Annotated in this window: 11 protein-coding genes and 1 tRNA gene; 7 read left to right on the top strand and 5 right to left on the bottom strand. The window is 73.7% G+C overall.

Translation table 11 applies throughout. The annotated features are described in order from the left end of the window. Nucleotides 1-81: 81 nt before the first annotated feature. The 4 genes from ACQEUU_RS33050 to ACQEUU_RS33035 are packed head-to-tail and all read right to left on the bottom strand — an operon-like array spanning nucleotide 82 to nucleotide 6,444. Nucleotides 82-1,026, bottom strand: a complete 945-nt coding sequence (locus ACQEUU_RS33050) for a hypothetical protein (RefSeq protein WP_433073260.1) — start codon at nucleotides 1,024-1,026, stop codon at nucleotides 82-84. Then, the gene (locus ACQEUU_RS33045; protein WP_433073257.1) at nucleotides 1,023-3,512 is read right to left on the bottom strand and encodes an AAA family ATPase; all 2,490 of its coding nucleotides are present in this window, start codon (nucleotides 3,510-3,512) and stop codon (nucleotides 1,023-1,025) included. The genes ACQEUU_RS33050 and ACQEUU_RS33045 overlap by 4 nt, the downstream gene beginning before the upstream one ends. Next, complete coding sequence (locus tag ACQEUU_RS33040; RefSeq protein ID WP_433073255.1) at nucleotides 3,512-4,651, bottom strand: exonuclease SbcCD subunit D; 1,140 nt, start codon at nucleotides 4,649-4,651, stop codon at nucleotides 3,512-3,514. The genes ACQEUU_RS33045 and ACQEUU_RS33040 overlap by 1 nt, the downstream gene beginning before the upstream one ends. 11 nt (nucleotides 4,652-4,662) lie before the next feature. Further along, nucleotides 4,663-6,444 (bottom strand): ATP-binding protein, encoded by a 1,782-nt coding sequence (locus tag ACQEUU_RS33035; protein WP_433073252.1) that lies wholly within the window; start codon nucleotides 6,442-6,444, stop codon nucleotides 4,663-4,665. A gap of 94 nt (nucleotides 6,445-6,538) precedes the next feature. Between ACQEUU_RS33035 and ACQEUU_RS33030 the strand changes: the two genes are divergently transcribed. From ACQEUU_RS33030 to ACQEUU_RS33000, 7 genes are all read left to right on the top strand, one after another. After that, entirely contained in the window at nucleotides 6,539-7,429 is an 891-nt protein-coding gene (locus ACQEUU_RS33030; protein ID WP_433073249.1) for an SseB family protein, read from the top strand. Next, complete coding sequence (locus ACQEUU_RS33025; protein WP_433073246.1) at nucleotides 7,426-7,830, top strand: hypothetical protein; 405 nt, start codon at nucleotides 7,426-7,428, stop codon at nucleotides 7,828-7,830. The genes ACQEUU_RS33030 and ACQEUU_RS33025 overlap by 4 nt, the downstream gene beginning before the upstream one ends. Nucleotides 7,831-7,956: 126 nt before the next feature. Next, nucleotides 7,957-8,328, top strand: coding sequence for a YbaB/EbfC family nucleoid-associated protein (locus ACQEUU_RS33020; protein WP_433073243.1), 372 nt, complete (start codon nucleotides 7,957-7,959; stop codon nucleotides 8,326-8,328). Continuing rightward, on the top strand, nucleotides 8,325-8,663 hold the full coding sequence (locus ACQEUU_RS33015; protein WP_433073240.1) for a hypothetical protein: 339 nt from the start codon (nucleotides 8,325-8,327) through the stop codon (nucleotides 8,661-8,663). The genes ACQEUU_RS33020 and ACQEUU_RS33015 overlap by 4 nt, the downstream gene beginning before the upstream one ends. A 76-nt stretch (nucleotides 8,664-8,739) precedes the next feature. Further along, on the top strand, nucleotides 8,740-18,234 hold the full coding sequence (locus tag ACQEUU_RS33010; RefSeq protein ID WP_433073237.1) for a hypothetical protein: 9,495 nt from the start codon (nucleotides 8,740-8,742) through the stop codon (nucleotides 18,232-18,234). A gap of 87 nt (nucleotides 18,235-18,321) precedes the next feature. Beyond that, nucleotides 18,322-18,846, top strand: a complete 525-nt coding sequence (locus tag ACQEUU_RS33005; RefSeq protein WP_433073234.1) for a hypothetical protein — start codon at nucleotides 18,322-18,324, stop codon at nucleotides 18,844-18,846. Beyond that, nucleotides 18,839-19,369: a hypothetical protein gene (locus ACQEUU_RS33000; protein ID WP_433073231.1), complete on the top strand. Its 531-nt coding sequence runs from the start codon at nucleotides 18,839-18,841 to the stop codon at nucleotides 19,367-19,369. Before ACQEUU_RS33005 ends, ACQEUU_RS33000 begins: the two co-directional genes overlap by 8 nt. A gap of 554 nt (nucleotides 19,370-19,923) precedes the next feature. Here the strand turns inward: ACQEUU_RS33000 and ACQEUU_RS32995 are convergent. Continuing rightward, nucleotides 19,924-19,997: transfer RNA gene (locus ACQEUU_RS32995), tRNA-Lys, on the bottom strand. Nucleotides 19,998-19,999 lie beyond the last annotated feature (2 nt).

Here is a 19,999-nt window from a genome sequence, read left to right as displayed (position 1 = left end):
GGGACGGGTCGTACTGGATGATGCGCCGGATCTGCCGGGCCCGCCCGACCGACTCCACGTAAGCGGCGGGCTCCGCCCAGGTCAGCCGCGTGAGGCGGTGCGCAGCGCCCGGTAGAGCAGCCGCGCGTCGCCCAGGTGGTGGCGCAGCAGCTTCTCCAGGCCGCCGATCGGCACCAGGTTCTGCGGGGCGCGCGGGTCCTTGTAGTCGACGCCGGCCAGCGGCGGCAGGGCGAGCGTCACGGCGTCGGCCAGCCCCGCCGCCTCCGCCGGGTCCAGGTCCGCGCTCGCCTCGCAGCGCACGATGCCCGCCCACGGCGTGGGCGAGTGCGCCGGCAGCCGCACGTACCAGGCGTGCCGCCGCCAGCTCGTGCCCATGAGGAACACCGGCGTGCGCTGTCCCGGCGCCAGCGACGACACCACCGCCGACTGGGCGGGCGGCAGGTAGGCGGTGTGGTGGGTCTTGATGTAGCCGATCGTGCGCGGCAGATGGCCGCGCCCGCGCAGCGGCCCGTCGACCAGCAGCAGGTCGTCGGCCATCCCCCGGTGCCGCACCGACAGATCCACCTCCAGCTGGGTGACCTGCCGCTGCAGCGCCAGCGACAGCTCCTCCACGGTCGAGTCGGCCGCCCTCCCGGGACGGTAGTCGGCGTGCGCGGTCTTCACCTCCGGGGTGTACGGGGAGGCGCTGATGAGCGCGCGGTGCACCTCGATGTCGGCCAGCTCGGCGCCGTCGGGGCCGCACCGCACGATCCCCGCCGCGTACGAGGCCGCGATCCCCGGCATCGGCATGGCCGCGTCGGGGTCGTCCACCCACACCCGGGCGTCGATCCGGCGGACCCCGTCGGCGACCAGCAGCGTTTCGGGGGCGCGGGCGCCGGGGCCGGGGGTGACGGGCTTCCAGTCGCCGGCCGGCCGCTCGACGTCCAGGACCAGCTCGGCGCTGGTGGCGCCCAGCTCGGAGAACGCCTCGGCCGCCAGCGCCGCCGCGTAGCCCGGATCCCAGGGGTCGACGGAGAACGCCGTCACAGCCCCGCCTTCCGTACGTGTGAGCCCTTGGCGTCGCGGCTGACCTCGAACCGCACCGGCACCCGCTCGGCCAGCGCCGGGACGTGGGTGACGACGCCGACCATGCGCTCCTGCCCGGCGGCGAGCCGCTCCAGCGTGGTGGCGACCGTGTCGAGGGTCGCCGGGTCGAGCGTGCCGAACCCCTCGTCGAGGAAGATCGAGTCGAGGCCGCGGGCTACCGCGTCGGACAGCGCCAGCGCCAGCGCGAGGGCCGCCTGGAAGGTCTCGCCCCCGGACAGCGTGCGGGCGCTGCGCCGCAGCCCGGCCTCGGCGTGGTCGATCACCTCGATCTCGGTGCGGTCGCTCAGCGCGAGCTCGTACTGGCCGTCGGACAGCTCCTTGAGCAGGCCGGACGCGGTGGTGACCAGCACGTCGAGCGCCTCGGCGCACAGCCAGCGTTCGAAGGCGTTGGCGCGCAGCCGCAGCGCCAGCTCGTGCGCGACCTTCGCGGCGTGCTCCTTCCCTGCGGCCTCCTCCGCCAGTTCGGCGGCGCGCTCGCGGGCCTCCCTGACCCGTTCGAGCCGGGACTCGACGCGGGCGACCTCGCCGGCGACGGCCGCGCCGAGCTGGTCGGGGGTGCCTTCGCCGGGCAGCGGGACCTGGTGCTCGCGCAGGCGTTCGGCGAGCCTGGCGCGTTCGCGGGACAGGCCCGCGCCGGCGACGGCGAGCGCCTCGTCGCGCTCGGCCAGCGCCGCGGCGGCCGCCCGCGCGGCCCGGTCGCGCCAGGCCAGCAGGTCGGTCCAGGCGCGGTGGAGGTCGTCGCGGGCCAGCGGGGGCGGCGGGTCGTCGTGCGAGCCGAGCGCGAGCAGCCGGTCGCGGGCCGTCTCCAGCGTCCGCCACGCCTCGGCGGCCCGCTGGTCGGCCCGCTCGGCGTCGGTCTGCGCCTGACGCAGGCGGGAGCGGGCGGACCTGGCGGCGGCGCGGGCCTCGGCGGCCACCTCCTCCGCCTTGGTGATCGCGGCCAGTCTTCCCTCGGCCGCCGCCCGGTCGACCGCCGGGGGCAGCGCGGCCAGCTCCGCCTCCAGCTTGGCCACCTGGGTGGAGTAGAGGCCCGCGGACGTCTCGGCCTTGGCGTAGGCGGTGCGCGCCCGTTCGGCCTCCTTCCGCGCGGCGGCCAGCGCGCCTTCGGCGGCCCGGATCTCGGCGGCGCCGGGCGCCCGCGCGGCCGGCCCGGAACCCGGATGGGCGTGGCCCGTCCGGCCGTCCCGGGTCTGCTCCGGTCGCCCGGCGGCCCGGGGGGAGTCGACGGGGCGGAGGCAGACGGGGCACGGGTCCCCCGGGGCGAGCCGGGAGGCGAGGTCGGCGGCGGCGTGGGCGTCGCGCAGCCGGTCGCGCAGCCGCTCCGCCTCGGCCATGGCGCTGTCGGCGTCCTGGAGCGCCGACCTCAGCGAGGCCAGGGACTCCGCCGCCGAGCGGGCCTGGGCCCGCGCCGACTCCGCCTGGGCGGTGAGCCGGTCGCGGGAGTCGAGCGCGGCGAGCGCGGCCTGGGGCCGGTCACGGCCGCCGAGCGCGGCCAGCGCCTCGTCGGCCGCGTGCTCGTCGGCCTCCAGCGCGGCCACCTGGTCCAGCAGGGAGGCCGCCGCCTCGGCCGCCGCGCGCCGGGCCGTCGCGAGCGTCTCCACCCCGTCGGGCATCCGCGGCCCGGCCAGCGCCGCCTGGCGTTCGACCACGGCCGCGCGCTCCTGGGTGGCCCGCCGGATGTCGGCCTCGCGGGCGCGCAGCAGGTCGAGGTCGGCGTCGAGGGTGCCGGCCAGCCGGCGCAGCGCGGACAGCCGCTCGGCCAGCTCCGCCTCCAGCTCGGCCGTCGCGCCGGACAGCTTGGCGAGCTGGTCGCGGGCGAGCGAGGCGGCGCTCCTGGCCGTCTCCTCCTCGCGCACCGCCCGCTGCCTGATCGCCTCGTACACGTCGGCGTCGAGCAGCTGCACCAGCAGGTCCTGCCGCTCGCGCGGCGCGGCGTGCAGGAACTCGGCGAAGCGCCCCTGCGGCAGCACCACGCACTGGGTGAAGAAGCGGTATTCGAGCCCGGTCACCCGCTGCACCTCGGCGGTGACGTGCTCGCCCTCGGCGAGCGGCCTGACCACGGCCTCCCACGCCTCGTCCAGCGGCGCCCCGCCGGCCAGCTCGTCGATCCTGGCCTCTTTGGTGCGGACCGTGCCCTTGCCGTCGCGGACGAGCGCCCGGACCACGCCGTAGCGGCGGCCGTCGCTCTCGAACAGCAGCGCCACCTTGCCGGCCGCGACGGACGGGGCCAGCGCGTGGGCGATGACGTTCTCCCTGCCCCAGCGCGGCACGGTGCCGTAGAGCGCGAAGCAGAGGGCGTCGATGATCGTGCTCTTGCCCGCCCCGGTCGGCCCGGTCAGCGCGAAGTAGTCGACGTCGGAGAAGTCCACCTCCACCGGGTCGCGGAAGCTGCCGAAGTGGTCGAGTCGCAGCAGCAGCGGGCGCATCAGCCGGTCACCTCGTCGTAGAGCCGGTCGAACAAGGTGGCCACCTGCTCGTCGGCGCGGCCGGTCGCGGTCAGGTACTCGCGGAACAGCTCGCGCGGGCTGCGGGCTGGCGCGCGCGACTCCCGTACGGCGGACACGGGACGGAAGCGCTCGTCCAGCGACACGTCGAGGGTGCCCGGCAGCAGCTCGCGCACCTGGTCGGCGAGGCCGACGCGGGGTTTCTCCTCGACGACCACCCGCAGCCAGTCGTCGCCCGTCTCCAGCGACTCCAGTTGGTCGAGCGTGCCGCGCACGGTGCGCAGCCTGCGCGGCGAGCGGAACACGACCTCCTCCACGACGGCGGGCCGGCCGGGCGCGACGTCCACCAGCAGCGCGCCGGGAAGGTTGCCCTCCTCGCCGAAGTCGACGGCGAGGGGGGAGCCGCTGTACCAGATGGGGCACGGGCCGGGCAGCTGCTGGCGGCGGTGCAGGTGGCCCAGCGCGGCGTACTGGGTGGACGGCGGGAAGGCGGTGGCCTCGAAGTAGTAGGAGAAGATCGACTGGGCTTCCCGCTCGCCGCCGCCGAACCGGCCGCCGGGGAGTGTGCCGTGCGTGGTGATCAGGTTGACGGTGTCGCCCTGGAACCCCGCGGTGAGCGCGCCGATCAGCTCGCCGATGCGGGCGGCGTAGTCGCGGTTGTGCTCCGCGGCGGTGCCGGCCAGCACTTCGGCGGCGCGCACCACGTAGCGGTGCGACAGGAAGGGCAGCACGGCGAGCCGGACCGGTTCGCCGGTGCGCGCGGCGAAGGAGAGCGTGCCGCCCTGGTCGGGGCGGCGGAACGAGCCCACGACGTGCAGGCCCAGCTTGCCGAGGAGCGGCCGGTAGACCTCGAACAGCTGCGGGTTGTCGTGGTTGCCGGCCAGCACGACCACGTCGCGGCCGCCCTCGCGCAGCGCCATCAGCGCGGGCAGCACGAGCTGCTGCGCCTCGGGGGTGGGGGCGGAGGTGTCGAACAGGTCGCCGGCCACGATCACCAGGTCGACGTCGCGCTCGCGGGCGGTGGCCACCAGCTCGCGCAGCACCGCGCGGTGCTCGTCGAGGCGGGGGCGCCCCTTGAGCACCTTGCCCACGTGCCAGTCGGCGGTGTGCAGGATCTTCACGAGTCGGCCTCTCAGAAGGGCGGGATGTCGTCTTCGACGCCGGGCAGCCCCTGGAACGGATCGGCCGACGCCTCGGCGGGGGCGAGCGCCTCCGACGGGCGGGTGGCCCAGGCGGGGAACGGGAAGGCGACGGCCAGCGGCACCGGGATCTCGGGCTGGGCCACGAACATCGTGCCCGGCCTGGCGATGGTGGCCCGGTCGCGGACGGCCGGGGGCAGCCAGCCGTACTCGGACCTGGCGGCCTCGGCGGTGTCGAGGCGGCCCGCGACGCGCACGGCGCTGTTGGCGACGATGCGCCGCTCCACCTCGGACGCGGTCTGCTGGGCGCCGATCAGGATCACGCCGAGGCTGCGGCCGCGCTCGGCCACGTCGAGCAGGATCTCCTTGATCGGCGAGTCGCCCTCGCGCGGCGCGTACTTGTTGAGCTCGTCGAGCACCACGAACAGCAGCGGCTTGGCCGTGCCGGAGGACTCCTTGCGGTGGAACTCGCCGCGCAGCACCACGCCGACCACGAACCGCTGCGCCCGCTCGGGCAGGTTGTGCAGGTCGACGATCGTCACCTGGGCGCTGGAGGTGCTGACCGAGTGGTTGCGGTAGAACGGCAGGTCGCCGCGGATGATCGGCGACAGCGCCCGGACGGCGCTCCTGAGCCGGCGCAGGAAGGCGTTGACGGTGCCGAGCGGGGTCTGCGCGCCGGTCCACTGCTGGCGGCTGCCCTCGTCCTGGAGCTGGTCGGACAGCAGCTCGACCAGGTCGGAGAAGGTGCGGCAGGAGGTGCCCTGGATCATCACGGCGCCGCCGTCGCCGACCGGCTCCGCCCACGCCTTGAGCCGGGCCGCGACCTGGCCCACCAGCAGGGAGTAGCCGGCCCGCTCGTCGTCGGCGTCGGCGAAGGCGAAGCGCAGCAGCTCGTCCTGGCAGAACTCGACGAGCGTCCAGTAGAAGGCGCTGACGCCGTGGGTGCGGGCGGAGACGTGGGGGACGCCGTTGGGGTCGCCGGGCCGGGGCGGGGCGAACACGTGGACGCTGCCGAACGGCCTGGCCGGCAGCCCGAGCCGGCCGTAGACGCTCTTGGCCGCCGCGTCGAGCCGGATGTTGTCCTGGTCGAGGAAGAGCAGGTCCTCGCCCTTGACGGAGAAGATCAGCGCCTTGGTGTTGGCCGCCTCGCCGCCCAGGACGCCCGAGTTGAAGATCGAGTAGAGCAGGAACGTGGCGAACGAGGTCTTGGTGGCCACCCCGGAGACGCCGGAGATCGACACGTGCGCGCCGCGGGTGCCGTCGAGGAAGTCGAAGTTGACGTAGAGCGGCTGCCCGTCACGGCCCACGCCGAGCGGCACCCGGCGGTCCATCACGTCGAAGTAGAGAGCCTGGTCGCGGTCTCCCGCCCCGGCGAGGTAGACCCTGGCGCCAGGCAGCGGCGGCACGAACACCTCGGGCTCGACCCGGGTGACCCGCACCTCGGCCACCTCGATCACGGCGGCGGGCAGCGCGCCCTCGGCGATCAGGAACACGTCGGAGTCATAGGCGGCGCCCTCGTGACGCGCCTCCACGGCCGTCACCACCCCGGCCACCACCAGCGGGCCGTGGCCGGGCACCTCGCGTCTGGTCACCACGACGTCGTCGAGCTGCACGACCTTGCCCGGCTCCAGCCCGATCCAGAACGACAGCGGCGAGGCGGCCTGCGTGCCCAGCACCCGGCCGACCGACTCGGCCGCCCCGGAGGCTCCGGAGGCCACGGCGGCCCCATCGACGCTCGCCATCCCGTTGACCGTCACGAAGCCCTCCACCCCCATCAACGCCTCCCAGCAGGGTAATGCGCCACGGTGACAGAAGCGTGCCGCACACCGGAAGAACCGCCTCGACCCGGCGCTCGGGCACACTGTGCGGGTGACGTCGATCGATCATCCGCCGGCCACGCCGTTCGAGGAGCGGCTGTGGGCGGCTCATCACGACGGCCGCACGGCCCTGTGCCTGAGCCTGCTCCGCGACGCCGACCTGGCCCTGCCGATCACGGCCGGCGCGGCGGCGGGGACGGAGGCTCCCGCGTGGGCGACGGCCGCGGACGCCGAGCGGACGTGGGTGCTCGCGTACACCTCCGTGGCGGCGATGCTGGCGGCCACCGGCGGCGTCGCCGCGCACTGCCGGGTCGTCTCGCCGGTCGAGCTGGCGGCCGGCTGGCCGGACCCGCGCTGGGGCCTGGCGGTCAATCCGGGGCTGCCCGCCTCCTTCATGCTGGAGTCGGGCACGCTCGCCAGGCTGGCGGTGCCCACGCTGGCCCAGGACCTCCTCATCGCCCCCGGGTCCGGGGTGCCGACGGTCCAGAAGCTGCTCTCCCCCGCGGACGTGCACGACCTGATCACCGGCGGCGAGCCGAGGATCTCCGGATACTGCCATCACGCGCTGGACGTCTCGCACATCGCGACGCCGTCCGTGCTCGCCGAGGCGCTGGGGCAGCCCGGCATGCTGACCGGCGACGGCTCGCTGAACGTGCTGCGCTGGCGCCCGGTCGGTCTCGATCTCTACCGCACCCCGTACGGCGGGACCGACGAGGAGCGCAGGGCGGCGGTGGCCGGGTGGGTGGTCGAGGAGCCGCCGTTCGTCGGGCTCGGCCTGGTCCCGAACGTGGACCAGGTCATCCGCGAGTACAAGGTGTACGGGGTGGTCCTGCCGCACGGCGCGGAGATCTGGGAGCTCACGATCGGGGGGACCGAGCACCGGCGCGCCATGTACCACGGCGACCTGCGGCGGTGGTTGCTGATCGGGACGGGCGCGGCATGAGCCGGGCGTTCTACCGGGCCCGGTGGCGGGGCGCCGACTACCTGGCCAGTCCTGAGCCGCACGCCCTGGAGCTGTGGGTGCGGCTGCGCAGCCCCGAGCCGGCTGACGGGTTCGAGGAGGTCGAGCCCGGCTGTCATGTCCGCGCGGTCCCGGCCGCCGAGTGCGCGGCGCTGGACTTCGTGACCGTGGAGTGCCGGTGGCGGGGCGAGCCGTTCCAGGTGCGCGAGGAGCGGGACGGGCAGGTGCTGCTGGAGTATCTGGGCGGGTCCGTGCTCACCGCCCGGGGGCTGGGGCTGGAGCGGATCGAACGGGGCGTGTACCGGCTCTGGGTGCCCTCCGTAGAGGTCGACGACCTCGGGGAACGGGCCGTACCGCTCAAAGGTGACGATCAGCCCTTTTGATCTTTCACTTGCCATCCGCTGTTCATGTGACGGAAACTGGCCAGAAACACAGAAGTTTCGTCGGATGCGACAGGGGCGAGGGGGGTGTTCGGCGTGGAACCCGTCGGTCCTCCCGATACGGCCGCGATGCGGGCATACGCCGACGAGCTGCGCGAGATGTTCCGGCAGATCCAGGACAGCGGGCTGGAGCTGCACGCCCGCGCCAAGACGGTGCAGATCACCGAGAAGTCGCGTGACGGCCTGGTGTCGGTGACGGTCAACGTACGCGGGGAACTGGTCCGGCTCGACCTCGACCCGCGCGTCTACCGGCGTCCCGACGCACGGATGCTGGCCGACACGATCACCCAGACGACGCACCGGGCGGTCGCCAGGGCCCGGGAACGCGTCATGGAGATCTTCGAGCCGGTGATCCCGCGGGCGGAGTTCCAGGCCCACCTCGACGGCGACGTCGAGGCGGCCATGGCGCGCCTCGCGGATCGGATGGAGGGCAAGGCGTGAGGCTCTGGAACGGCACCGAGATCACCAAGCCGGTGGTGGACCGCGGCCTGGCCCAGTGGGAGACCATGGCCGGGGAACTGGACGCGAGCCTGGCGGACCTGACCCTCAAGCTCAAGGAGGCGCTGGCCGCGGCCCCGTGGGGCGCGGGCGCCGAGGGGCGGGCGTTCTGGAAGGCCCACTTCCAGGGAGACGGGCCCACCCGCCTGATCGAGCAGTGTCTCCACCTCTCCAAGGAGATCTCCGGCGAGTCGGACAGGGTGCGCAGCGCCGTCGACAACACGCTTCAGGTGGACGCCGCCATGAAGCAGGACCTCTCCTCAGGATTGAGAGCCTGAGGCCGGGGACGTGACGCTCAACGGGGGATCGGACGTCCAGGGCCCCACCAGCTATGGCGGCAGCGGACAGCCGAGCATGTCGGAGATCGTGGCCATCGACAGCGACGTCCGTCCGGTGTGGGAGACCGAGGCGCTGCCCGACTGGGTGGTCAACTGGCTGATCCCCATGCTGTCGGCCGGGCAGAAGTGGCCCGAGGCCAGCGAGAGCGGGCTGTCGACGCTGGCCAAGAGGTACGTGAACCTGGCGAACGACGTCACCGCCGGCACCACCCAGGCGGGTCAGGCCACCCGCACCGTCGTGACGGGCTGGGCCGCGCCGTCCACCGCGAACTTCGTCGCCAGGGCCAGAACCCTGCACGGTGAGCAGGGCGGGCTCGCCGGCGTGGCCAGGAACGCGCGCGGCTACGCGCAGCAGGCCAACAACTTCGCGGTCGAGACCCAGTACTCGAAGATCTCCATCAACGTGGCCTTCTGGGTGACGGTCGTCGCCATCGCCATCGCCCTGATCGCCTCGTTCTTCAGCGCCGGGGTCAGCACCGCGATCATCGGTCCGTACGCGGCCGCGGCCCGGGCGGCGATCACCCGGATCCTCGTCAGGCTGATGACCGTCGGCGCCAGGCAGGTGGGCACCACGCAGCTGGCCAGGGTGACGGCGCTGAGCGGGGCCACCGGGCCCGCGCTCATCTCCCGCCTGCTGGCCTCGACGCTCGGCAAGGAACTCATCGAGGAGATCGGCGAGGAGTTCTTCATCGACGCGGCCACCCAGTACCAGCAGATCAAGGACGGGACCCGCGAGAGCTGGGACTGGAAGAAGTCCCTGGCCGCCATCTCCGGCGCGGGCACGGGCGCCGTCGTCGGCACGAAGGTGGCCGGGCCGGTGTCCCATGTCACCAGCATCGTGCCGGGGTTCGCCGGGCGCGCCCTGACCACTGGCGCGACCAACATGGTCGCCTCCCCGGCAGGCAGCTTCGTGGCCAACGGCGCCGTCTACGGGCAGTGGCAGAACCCGTTCAGCGCCGAGTCCCTCACGGGCGCCTTCCTCGGCGGCGTCGGACGTACCGGGTCGATCAGCCCCTTCAGTCCCGATGTCTACTCGGCGCTGGCCAACCCGGCCTCGACCCTCGCCTCCGCGTACGACAACGCCGCCCGCACCGACGCCGCCCGCGCGGGTGACCCGCCCCCCTCAGCCCCGGGCGGGAACGCCCCGAACGGCGGGAACACCCCGGACGGCGGCCAGCCGGGCACGCAGGGAACCGCGCGCACCGGCGAGCCCGCGGCCGCGCGGCCGGCGAGCGCGACCGCTCAGAACGGGACCCAGACCGGGGCGCCAAGGCCCGCCGCGACCCCGGCCTCCGCCGCGCCGGACGCCGAGCCGGCCAGGCGCGCCACCGCCCCCGCGCAGCCGGGGGACCAGCCGGACGCCGACAGGGCCCGCAGGACCGCCGCCTCGCCGCAACAGGCCGGCGAGACGACGCCCCGGCCCGATCAGCCCGCCCAGGACGCCGAGACGACCGAACGACGGTCCAGGGAGGCCACGCCCCAACAGCCGGCGCCGGACACCGAGCAGCCCGACCGCGCCGCCGAACGACCTGCCCCCCGCACCGCCGAGCCCTCCGTCCAGGACACCCGCGCCCCAGAGCCGGCCGTCCAGGACACCCGCGCCCCAGAGCCGGCCCAGGAGGGCCGCCCCGCCGAGCCGGCCGCCCAAGACGTGCGCGCCGAGCAGCCCGCCCAGGACACCGGTGACGCTCGGCCCGAGGCGCCCGCCGCCCAGGACCCGGCTGCGGGCACCGCGACGACGCCGGACGTGGACGGCACCACCGCCCACACCGGGGTCGCCGACCCGGCCGCCGCACCAGGCGGTGCGGCGCCGGCCACCGCGCCGGGCGCCGCCCCCGACCAGTCGCCCGGCGGCGCGACCACGTACCAGAGCAGGCCGGGGACCGTCACGTCGCGGCCGATCGCCGGCACCAGGTTCGTGACCGACGGCCGCCAGGGGCCCGACCTGACCCTCGACGCCGTGCGGGCGGCCACCGGCGAGCTGCTCACCAGCCACTTCCTCGACGGGAGCGTGACCGGCCTCACCTGGTCGGACGACGGCCGGACGCTGGCGGTGCACACCTCGGCCAACGGCACCCACTACTTCAGGCCCGTCGTGGGCTCGAGAAACAGACGCGACGAGATGGCCCGGACCAAGGTCAGGAAAGGGGTCTCCGACGAGAGCCGCCCCCATGAGGTCCGCTTCAACCCGCGCGTCGCCGACGACCAGCTGTCCAGGGTCTGGCTGCACGAGATCACCGACACGCTGCAGCAGGTGCGCGCCGAGCGGCTGCCCGTTCTCATGCGTCCCACCCGCGAACAGGCCAGGCGGGACATGTGTGTGGACGCCCGGTTCAACGAGCTGGCGTTGCTGACCGACAAGTGGCACAACGCTCCGACGTTGCCGGACAAACGGCTGCTCGCCGTCGAGATCGACGGGGTGAACCGGGACCTGCTCGGCCGCGGTCACACCCCGCCCCTGCCGCCGTGGGCGCCCACGCAGGAGATCCGGCAGCCACACGCGCCGCCGCTGCCGCAGGGACGGCCGTCCATCGACGAGGTCCAGGCCATCATCGACACGCTGACCCGGGCCGAACAGGAGCTCCGGGCCCAGATCGAGGCGAAGACCGCCAGCGCCGCGCAGGCGCGCGAGGAAGCGCTCAAGTCCACCCAGGAAGCCAGGAAAGCGCTGCGGCAGCACGACTCGGGCCGGTTCGAGCGAGCCAGGAAGGCGCGCAAGGCCCACCTGCAGCACCAGGCCACGCAACGCCGGCACCTCCGCATCGCCAAGGCGTACGAGACCGCCCTGGTCAGGGCCGGCGAGTCCAGGAAGGCGTACGAACAGCTCCTGTCGTCGTTGCGGCGGGCGCCCGCGCCGAACCAGCTCGGCCAGCTGACCCTGCCCAAGTCCGCCCGGCGGGCCGAGGCGGCGGCGCGGCGGCGCCACCAGAGCTACCTCGATGCCCTGACCAAGGCGCTGCCGCAGCAGGCCGCCCTGACCACGGCCCTGCCCGCGGGCACGCTCGCCCACCTGTCCGCCCTCACCACCGCGGTCAACGACCTGCTGGCACGCAACGGAGCCCGGCACCGGTTCGCCCCGGACGAGCTGGAACGCGTCCTGCGGGCGGACTTCCACCGGATCGTCTCCCCCGACGGCCTGGTGCTGCGCGTGGGCCACGGTGACACGGCGGCGGAGATCCGGTTCAAGCTCACGCTCTCCGACCTGGCCGAGGTGCTCAACCCAGGCATCAAGGCGTCGGAGATGATGGTGGGCCTGTTCTTCCAGGCTGCCCGTACGGTCACCGCGACCCAGGCGGGCAGCGTCGGCATGTCCGGCGGCTTCGACACCAGTGTGCTGGCCAAGCTCATGCCGGAAGGCGAGTGGTACCAGGCGTTGACCCAGACTCTGGGCATCAGCGCCGGAGGAAGCGGCGGGCGCGGCAACTCCACGACGGGTGGCGCCGGCATGTTCGCGCAGGGCGGCTCCGTCGCGGACAACAGGAGCGAGTCCCTGCTCTTCGACGCCGCCGCCGCGTGGACCGTCGAGATCCGGACCGGGCAGCAGACCGCCTGGCGGGACACCACCGTGGTGGACACCGGCACACCGGGGGATCCCGGCGCGCAACGCCTGTGGTTCTCGCACTCCTACACCGACCAGCCACCGGGCAGGCTCGTCCGGATCCCCGATGATCAGCGCGTCCAACAGCTCCCCAACGTCGTGGTCAGCGAGATGAGCGGCCTGCAGGACGCGTTCGACGTGATCGCGCGGGAACTCGGCGGCGACTACGCCAAGATCGGCGAGATCGAGCGGGCGAACCTGCGCGCCTTCGTCTCCCACGAACTGCCCCACCGGCTGCGGGACGCGGTCAACACCGGGATCGAACGCGTCTTCACCGTCGACGGCAGGCCGCACGCGCGGGTGCGCGCCGAGAGCAGGATCGTGCTGGTGGCCGCAGAGCCGCTGGGCGGCGCGACCGCCGAGGAGTGGGAGGAAGAGGTCCTCGTGGACTTCGTCGCCACTCCCGGCGGCCTGTCGTCCAACAGGTCACTCGGGGGCGAGCTCTCGGCGGGGTTCCGCAGTCCCCTGCTGGAGGATGTGAACGGTCCCGGCGACTACCGTCCCAGCATCGGCCCCAGGGTCAAGGGCTCCATGGGCAGGTCGCGATCGGCCTCGGCGACGGCCAACAGGCAGGCGATCCACCCGAGCGTGCACCGGAAGATCGGCCGGAAGCAGACGTACCGGCTCGCGGTGGAGACCACGTTCACCGTGGAGAAGTTCGGCAAGCCCCCGGTCACCCTGCCCACACTGCACAGCACGGTCACCGCGAGCATGCGGGAGGCGGCCGCCTACCGCTACGGCCTGCCCGTCGACCGGAACGCGCTGGTGTACCGGAACGGCCGGCCGGTCACCGACGCCGACGGGAACGCGCTGGTGCGGGGCGAACCCAGTCCGCAGGCGCCTCCCGGCCGCAGGGCCGAACTGCCGGCGTCGCTCGGCGACGGCCCGGGGCGGATGCGAGGCGCGGGACCCGGCCTCGTCCAGGACATCGACGGGCTGGACACGGTCCGGCGGAAGGTGCTGGACCAGCTCGCGGAGCGCGGCCTGATCCCGAAGACCGTGAACGGCGCACCGAAGTACGCCTTCGGCGACCTCGCGCGCGCCGCCCAGATCCTCAACCTGCAGGAGGTCACCGAGCAGCTCTCCGAGCACCGGATCAGAAGCGCGTACGACTCGCTGGCGCAGGACGGCATCGTCTTCGACCTGGTGAAGCTGGGCGTCAACGGCGCGCCTGAGCACTTCACGCTGAAGATCTCCCTGGAGCAGCACTTCGCCGGCGGAGCCCGCTACATCGGACACACCGATGCCGAGACGGTGGTCAATCTCGAGATCAGCTCCGACACCACGGCCCGGGCCTCGGGCCGGTCCAGGAGCGGCGGCGTCGGCGGATCACTCGGCCTGAGCGACGGCCCCGCCGAAGGGCTGGACGGGACGGTGCACGAGGCCGGGGGCCGGTACGACTACCAGAGAGGTCGCTCGATCGGTTCCAGCGGCGGCAACACGACCAACGAGGTGGTGCTGTACGAAAGCACGGGCCCTGTCGCGATCTTCTCGCTGGCCCACGACCTGAAGGTCGAGCTTCTGCACGACGACGAGCCGACGCTGCTGGCGTCCGAGCGGGGCACCGCCAGACTGTTGTTCGCCGCCGACCTGCTGCCATCGGACACCGCGACGCCGCCGGCTCCGCTCGGCGAGGTGCCCGCGGGCGCCAGGGCCAAGATGACGCTGCTCCATCTGGACGTGCCCGGGATGTGGCAGGCGGCACGCGGGGTGCTGCCCTGGGCGACGCGTGCGGACTCTCCGGCGTTCCAGAAGATCTTCTCGACGCTGAACGTGCGCAACCTGGTCGCGCACGCCAAGATCCTCAACGGTCCCGTCCTCACCAACACGGTCGTCCGCCCCCAGGGAATACCGGTGCGCTCGTCGCTGTCGGTGTCGGCGGAACTGGGCCAGGCCGAGGTCATCGCCGTGGTCGACCAGGTGGACGGCAAGATCCTCTTCGGGCTCGGCAGCGCCGGCGTGTCCTGGGGCGGGTCGTCCGGCCACAACGTCGGCGGCTCGGGGAAGGCCGGCGACCTGGACGACGGCGGGCAGACCAGCGACAGCGGCACCCTGGGCGGACCCTCCCGCTCCTCGGGCAGCTCCACCTCGCAGTCGATCCTCAACATCTGGGGCACGGAAGAGCTCCTGATCGACTTCGGCCGCCAGTACGTCATCAGGTCGTCGGTGGATCTCACGCTGACCGGCTCGGAGTCCGCGACGTCCGGGCTGCCGATCGCCGAACAGCTCGGGCTGGGCACGAGGACCGCCGAGGTGACGGGCACCGGACTGTTGTCGATCTCCGAGTACGACGCGCTGGTCCTGTACTCGGAGGGCAGGCTGAACCTGCCGGGCCGCCTGGTCGGCGACGCGGTCGAGCGCCTGCTCAACGGCAGCCTGCCGCTGGACGCCGGCCTGGCCGTGCCCCTCACCCAGAGGTACCTCAAGGACGTCGCCCAGGCCCGGAGCGCCGGCCAGGACGTCGGCTACGCCGACCGGCACACGCCCGCCGCGCTGCTCGCCAAGGTGCAGGAGCTGACCGGACTCGGTCCGGTCCCCGGCGCCCCGAGCGTCAGCGAGGAGCAGCGGCTCCAGAACGCGCTGAGCGAGGCGGCCGAGCTCATCGAACGCTCCCGCGACGTCGTGGTGGCTCCGTCGCTCGAAAGCGCGACAGGGATGGGGCTGGTGGAGTCGCTGATCCTGAGCGACGAGCAGGGCAAGGCCGTCACCTCGGTCAACGCCGTGGTGGCCGCCATCCAGGCCGGCGCTCCCGAGCTGGCCCAGGACCCGGACCTCCGGGCCCAGCTGGACAGCGACTTCTCCGAGAACGCCATCAGGATCCACGTCGACGACGCATGGTCACGTCGCGGCTACCAGAAGACCTACGGGTTGCGGATGGGCCTGTCGGAGGCGACGCCGTCCGAGGAGCTGACGGTCAGGTACCGGCTGCTGTACGAAGACCCCGCGGGCGAGCGGCGGGCCGAGGTCCTCAGGCATTCGCAGACGTCGGGCCTCATCAAGCAGCACTACGACTACATCGACCGCACCCGCTCGGAGACCCGGACAGGCTCCTACGCGGCCGGTCTGGAGTACGGCGGCGGCGACCACGGCGACGGCCAGGGGGCCGGCGTCTCGACGGACGTCGGGTATGCGTTCTCGCACTCCGCCAACGAGCAGGGCACCCGGCTGAACCGGCTGAGCCTGTTCATCGGCAACCACCGGATCGCTCAGGGCGGCATGTTCGTCGTCGTCGATGTCTCCCGGCACAAGGTGGGCGGCGAGCCGGTCTTCGGCACACCGGTCGTGTTCGACGCCTCGCTGACCCGGCCGGTCCCGACCGGCATGATCATGCCCGCCGACCAGGACCCCGGTCCGGTCTCCACCGTGAGCGATCCCCGGCCGGCCGAACTGCGGGCCGGGCAGTTCCCCGTGGCGCTCTGGGAGGATCCGGCCAAGCCCGACCTGTTGGAGGTCGTCAGCTGGCAGGCGTCGAAGATCGTCGGGGCCAAGGCCGTCCGGGAGAACCGGGCGGTGCTGGAGGAGCGTCTCAAGCGATCGGCCCTGCTGGCCGCCTTCGAGCGGATGTCGGGACCGGAGGGCATCGTCATACCGATCAACGACCTGCGGTTCAAGAACCAGGGCGCCCGGATCACCATCCATGCGCGCACCTCGGATCTCACCGTCATCGCCGGACCGTTCGAGGGCGAGAAGGGCCAGGTCGACAGGAAGGCCGACTCCCTCAACGCCTCGATCACCCGCAGCCGGGCGCTGCCCCTCGGCATCAGCGCCGGCCGGAGCGACGGCGCCACCGGCCTCAACGCCGGCGTCCGCGGCGGCGAGCAGGCGTCGGAGAGCGTGACCGACCATCACGGCGCCCGGCGCGAGCGCAGCAGCTTCGAGAAGGGCAACCTCTTCATCGTCCGGCTCAGGGTGGACTACGACGCCACCTACCAGCACGTCGCCCGGCTCCCGAACCAGGAGGAACGCCTCGTCGGCGAACCCGTCCGCCGGACGGGCATCACGAGCGGCTGGACGGACGTCATCCTCACCCAGCAGGAGCTCCAGGAGATCATCTCCCGGATGGAGTCGGACGTACGGCTCACACCCCCCTCCGCTCCGGAGACGGAGCCGTTCTGGTTCATCCCGGAGACCGGCCGTCACGGGCTGATCCAGGTGCTGCAGGACGCGCGCCTGGCCGCCCGCGAGCGCGGCGTCCCGGCGCGGGTGAGGGTCATGGAGGCCGACGGCCTCCACGTGTACGTGGCCTCACCCGACGGTTCGGTGACCAGCGCGACGCCGGACGGCCGGTTCGCCGAGGCGTTCGCCACCCTGCCCCCCGCCCTGCTGGAGGCCGCCGACAGGGTCCGCTTGGACCTGCGCGGCGTGTTCATGAACTCTCCGGTGTCCGGCTCGTTCGCGCAGCAGGTCACCCATGCGCTGAGCCGGCACGGCGTCTTCGCGGTGGACGCCGGCAAGCCGGTCTGGCCCGCCGACGTCCGCAAGTCGGCGGCGCCGGTGGGCAGCAGCGTCGCCCAGGGCTGGTCCACCGGCGGCGGCACACCCTCCGCCAGCGGCGGCGCGCCCTCCCCAGCGATGGAGGGCACGCTGTTCGACCGGGCCGGGCGCCCGGACGCGGCCCCGGACCTGACCCTGCAGGAGACCCGCGGGCACGAACTCACCGCGGCGGATCTGGGCGGTGCCGCCGCGCACATCTCCTGGGTCTCCGCCTACCAGATGAACGTCCAGTTCCCCGCCGCCCCCGACCAGCGCGTCCGGGTGCAGATAGAGGACCCGGGCGCGGGCCTCCTCGCCTCTACCGAGCTGCGGGCGGGCACACCTGATGATCCGCACGTGGTGCGCCTGTGGCCGCGGATCCACCCGGACGTGGTGTCGTCGGTCCTGGTGCACGAGCTGTCGCACGTGGCCCAGACGGTCACCGCGACCTCGGCCGGCGCGCCGCAGGGCGTGATCAGGCCGTCGACGACGGGCCGGCCGGTCGAGGGCGACGACCTCTGCGTGGTCCCCCGCCTGGACGAGCACGCCCACCTGGCGCGCAGGTGGAGGGCGGCCGCCGACTCCGCGGACCGCGCCCGCCTGGCCGACGCGATCGACGCCATCGCGGCCGACGTCGAACGCCGCGGCCAGACCCCGCCTTCTCCCCCGTGGGGCACGGGGGAGCGCGACGCCGCCCCGCAGCCGCGGAGCCGGATCGACAGGCTGCTCAACGGCGGGCTGGAGCTCAGGGACACCCTCTCCGGGCGGCGTCCCACGCTCCCGGAATCGGCCGCGTCCGCCGCGATCGAGCGCGCCGCCGCACTCATGGGCGGCCGCACGCGGGTGGCCTCACCCGGCGTGACGGACATCCTGCTGCCCGGCCGCCCGCCGATCCGCGTCGAGGTCCGCCCGCCGCAGCCCGCCGCGCCGGACCGGGACCCGGAGCTGAGCCGCATCCCGGAACAGGGCGGGCTGGTGTTCCAGGTGGACGGGCGGCTCACGATCGGGGCGACCGAGCGGTCCGCCGCCGCCATGACCGCTCGGGCGATCGCCCTGGCCCAGGGCCGGGCGAGCGCCGACCAGGCGGCGCTGGCCGAGCTGTCCGAGCTGTCGGAGGCCGTCCGCCAGGTGCGAGCCGCCACCGCGGCGCAGCGGCCCGGGCGGCTGGGCGTGCTGTTCGACCTGGTCTCCGCCGCCCGCCCGGAGGCGCTCCAGCTCCTGCCCGGGCCGGTGGCGGCCGAACTGGCCACGCTCGCGTCCGGGGAGCGTCCCCGCGACTGGGCCGCGATCCTGCACCGCCTGCGTACGCTGGCCAACACGACCGGCTGGGACCCGCCGGAGTGCCGGTGCCCCGAGGGCGAGCCGTGCACGTGCGGCCGGAACCCGCGGCCGGCCGTGGCCCCGGCGGACGCGGTTCCGGCGGACGCGGTTCCCGCATGATGAGATTCACCGAGAGAGGGTGCACCGAGCGAGGGTGCGCCGAGCGAGGGTGCGCCGAGCGAGGGTGCGCCGAGGGAGAGGACGGTCATGGCGTTCGCGGTGGCGAGGGCGAGAGACGAGGCTCACCTCTATCTCGATCTGCATCCGTGCTCCTGCGGGTCGACGGACACCACCTGGGAGAGCGGGCTGGTCAGCGTGGAGGGCGAGCTGGTCAACCTCTACTCCGGCACGTGCCGGGAGTGCGCGGCCCCGCGTGAGTACGTGTTCGGCCTGCCGGAGCGTCCGGTGATGCCCACCGGCTATCCGACGTTCGGCGGCCCGGAGCCGTCGGAGCTGCTCGACGCGGGTGAGTGGATGTGGGTGGCCGACCTGTCGGCGGGCAACGTCCCGGTGGACGACCCGGCCGAGGCCGAGCGCACGCTCCGGGTGGCGGCCGCGGCGGTGGCGGAGGTCGTCAAGTTCGTGCCGGCCGGCGCGGACGAGGTGCCCGACGACGGGTTCTGGTCCGAGCGGGGCCTGCGCGTGCGCGCGGCCGAGCCTGGCCGGTTCCGGCTCGACCGGCTGCTGGTCGTGAGGGACACCTACCAGGACCTGGTGAGCCGGCATGCCTGAGCCCGGTCCGGCCCGTACGCTCGTGGAGGCGTACGTCTATCTCGACCTGGCCGGCGGTTCGCGCGGGGCGGAGACCGACGAGGTGGCCGACGGCTGGCTGGTGCGGCTCGGCGACGTGGAGGTGCTGGTGCCCCGTGAGTCCGAGGCGTGGGCGCGGGAGCAGGGCCTGACCTTCGGCGCGGGCCTGTCGGAGCTGATCGATCCCGGCCAGTGGGTGCTCGTCGCGACCACGTACGCGCGCCGGGCGCTGGAGGGGGCGCTGTTCTTCGCCGCCGACCCGTCGGACGCCGGGACGTTCGACGAGGTCGCGTCCGGCTGGCGGTTCGCCGCCGACGCGGTGGAGGAGGCGCTGAAGTTCTTCCCCGACGGCGCCGCGGAGCTGGACCCCGGGGACTTCTGGACCGAGGCGGGCAGGTCGCTGCGCGAGTCGGAGCCCGAGCGGCTCACCAGGGACAGGCTGGAGAGCGATCTCGCGTCCTACCGCGGGCACCTGGAGGACTTCCGCCGCCTGCACGGCCGCTGACCGGCGGGGTCCGCCCCGATCGTCAGGGGGACAGCAGGCCGTGGGAGAGCTGGTCGGCGGCCCAGTCCTCCCACCGCGTCGCCGGCCAGCCGCATTCGCGTCTCATCACCGGGAACAGGTCGGGCGACAGGATCCCGACGGTGATGTCGGTGGCCCGGCGTTCGTCAGGCCGGGCCGCAGGGCCCGCAGGCGGGCCAGGACGGCGACGGCCGTCCCGTGGGCGGCGGTCACGATGCGGCTTCTGGTCTGTGCCGAGCGGTGCCTCGGGCTCTTGACGTCCTCCACGCCGGCGGGTGGGGCGGGTTCGATCCCCTGGCGCCGGCCGTACCGACCGTGGAGGCGCTCCCGCGCCTGGTCCGACCACCTGGACGCACTCGGCGTGGGGCGCTCCCCCGTCAGCGAGGGCAGCGTGGGCCGGCTGATCAGCGGCATCACCGACCCCGGCGGCATCGAGATCCGGCTCTGTACCCGGCAGAGCCGGTCATGAGCGCGCGGCCCGGCCCTGACAAAAGGAAAAACCCCAGTTCAGTTTCCTGAGCTGGGGTTTTCTGCGGTACGCCGCCAGGGACTCGAACCCCGGACCCGCTGATTAAGAGTCAGCTGCTCTGACCAACTGAGCTAGCGGCGCTT

Source organism: Nonomuraea sp. CA-218870 (assembly GCF_050936535.1).
Taxonomy (GTDB): Bacteria; Actinomycetota; Actinomycetes; order Streptosporangiales; family Streptosporangiaceae; genus Nonomuraea; species Nonomuraea corallina.
Note: the sequence above shows the minus strand (reverse complement) of the source record. Positions and strands in the feature narration are given on the sequence as shown.

Bases quoted from the DNA above. Each gene is read 5' to 3' on its own strand.
- ACQEUU_RS33045 (WP_433073257.1), bottom strand. From the start codon at position 3,512: ATGCGCCCGCTGCTGCTGCGACTCGACCACTTCGGCAGCTTCCGCGAC.
- ACQEUU_RS33035 (WP_433073252.1), bottom strand. From the start codon at position 6,444: ATGGGGGTGGAGGGCTTCGTGACGGTCAACGGGATGGCGAGCGTCGAT.
- ACQEUU_RS33010 (WP_433073237.1), top strand. From the start codon at position 8,740: ATGTCGGAGATCGTGGCCATCGACAGCGACGTCCGTCCGGTGTGGGAG.
- ACQEUU_RS33005 (WP_433073234.1), top strand. From the start codon at position 18,322: ATGGCGTTCGCGGTGGCGAGGGCGAGAGACGAGGCTCACCTCTATCTC.
- ACQEUU_RS33000 (WP_433073231.1), top strand. From the start codon at position 18,839: ATGCCTGAGCCCGGTCCGGCCCGTACGCTCGTGGAGGCGTACGTCTAT.
- ACQEUU_RS33020 (WP_433073243.1), top strand. From the start codon at position 7,957: ATGCGGGCATACGCCGACGAGCTGCGCGAGATGTTCCGGCAGATCCAG.
- ACQEUU_RS33025 (WP_433073246.1), top strand. From the start codon at position 7,426: ATGAGCCGGGCGTTCTACCGGGCCCGGTGGCGGGGCGCCGACTACCTG.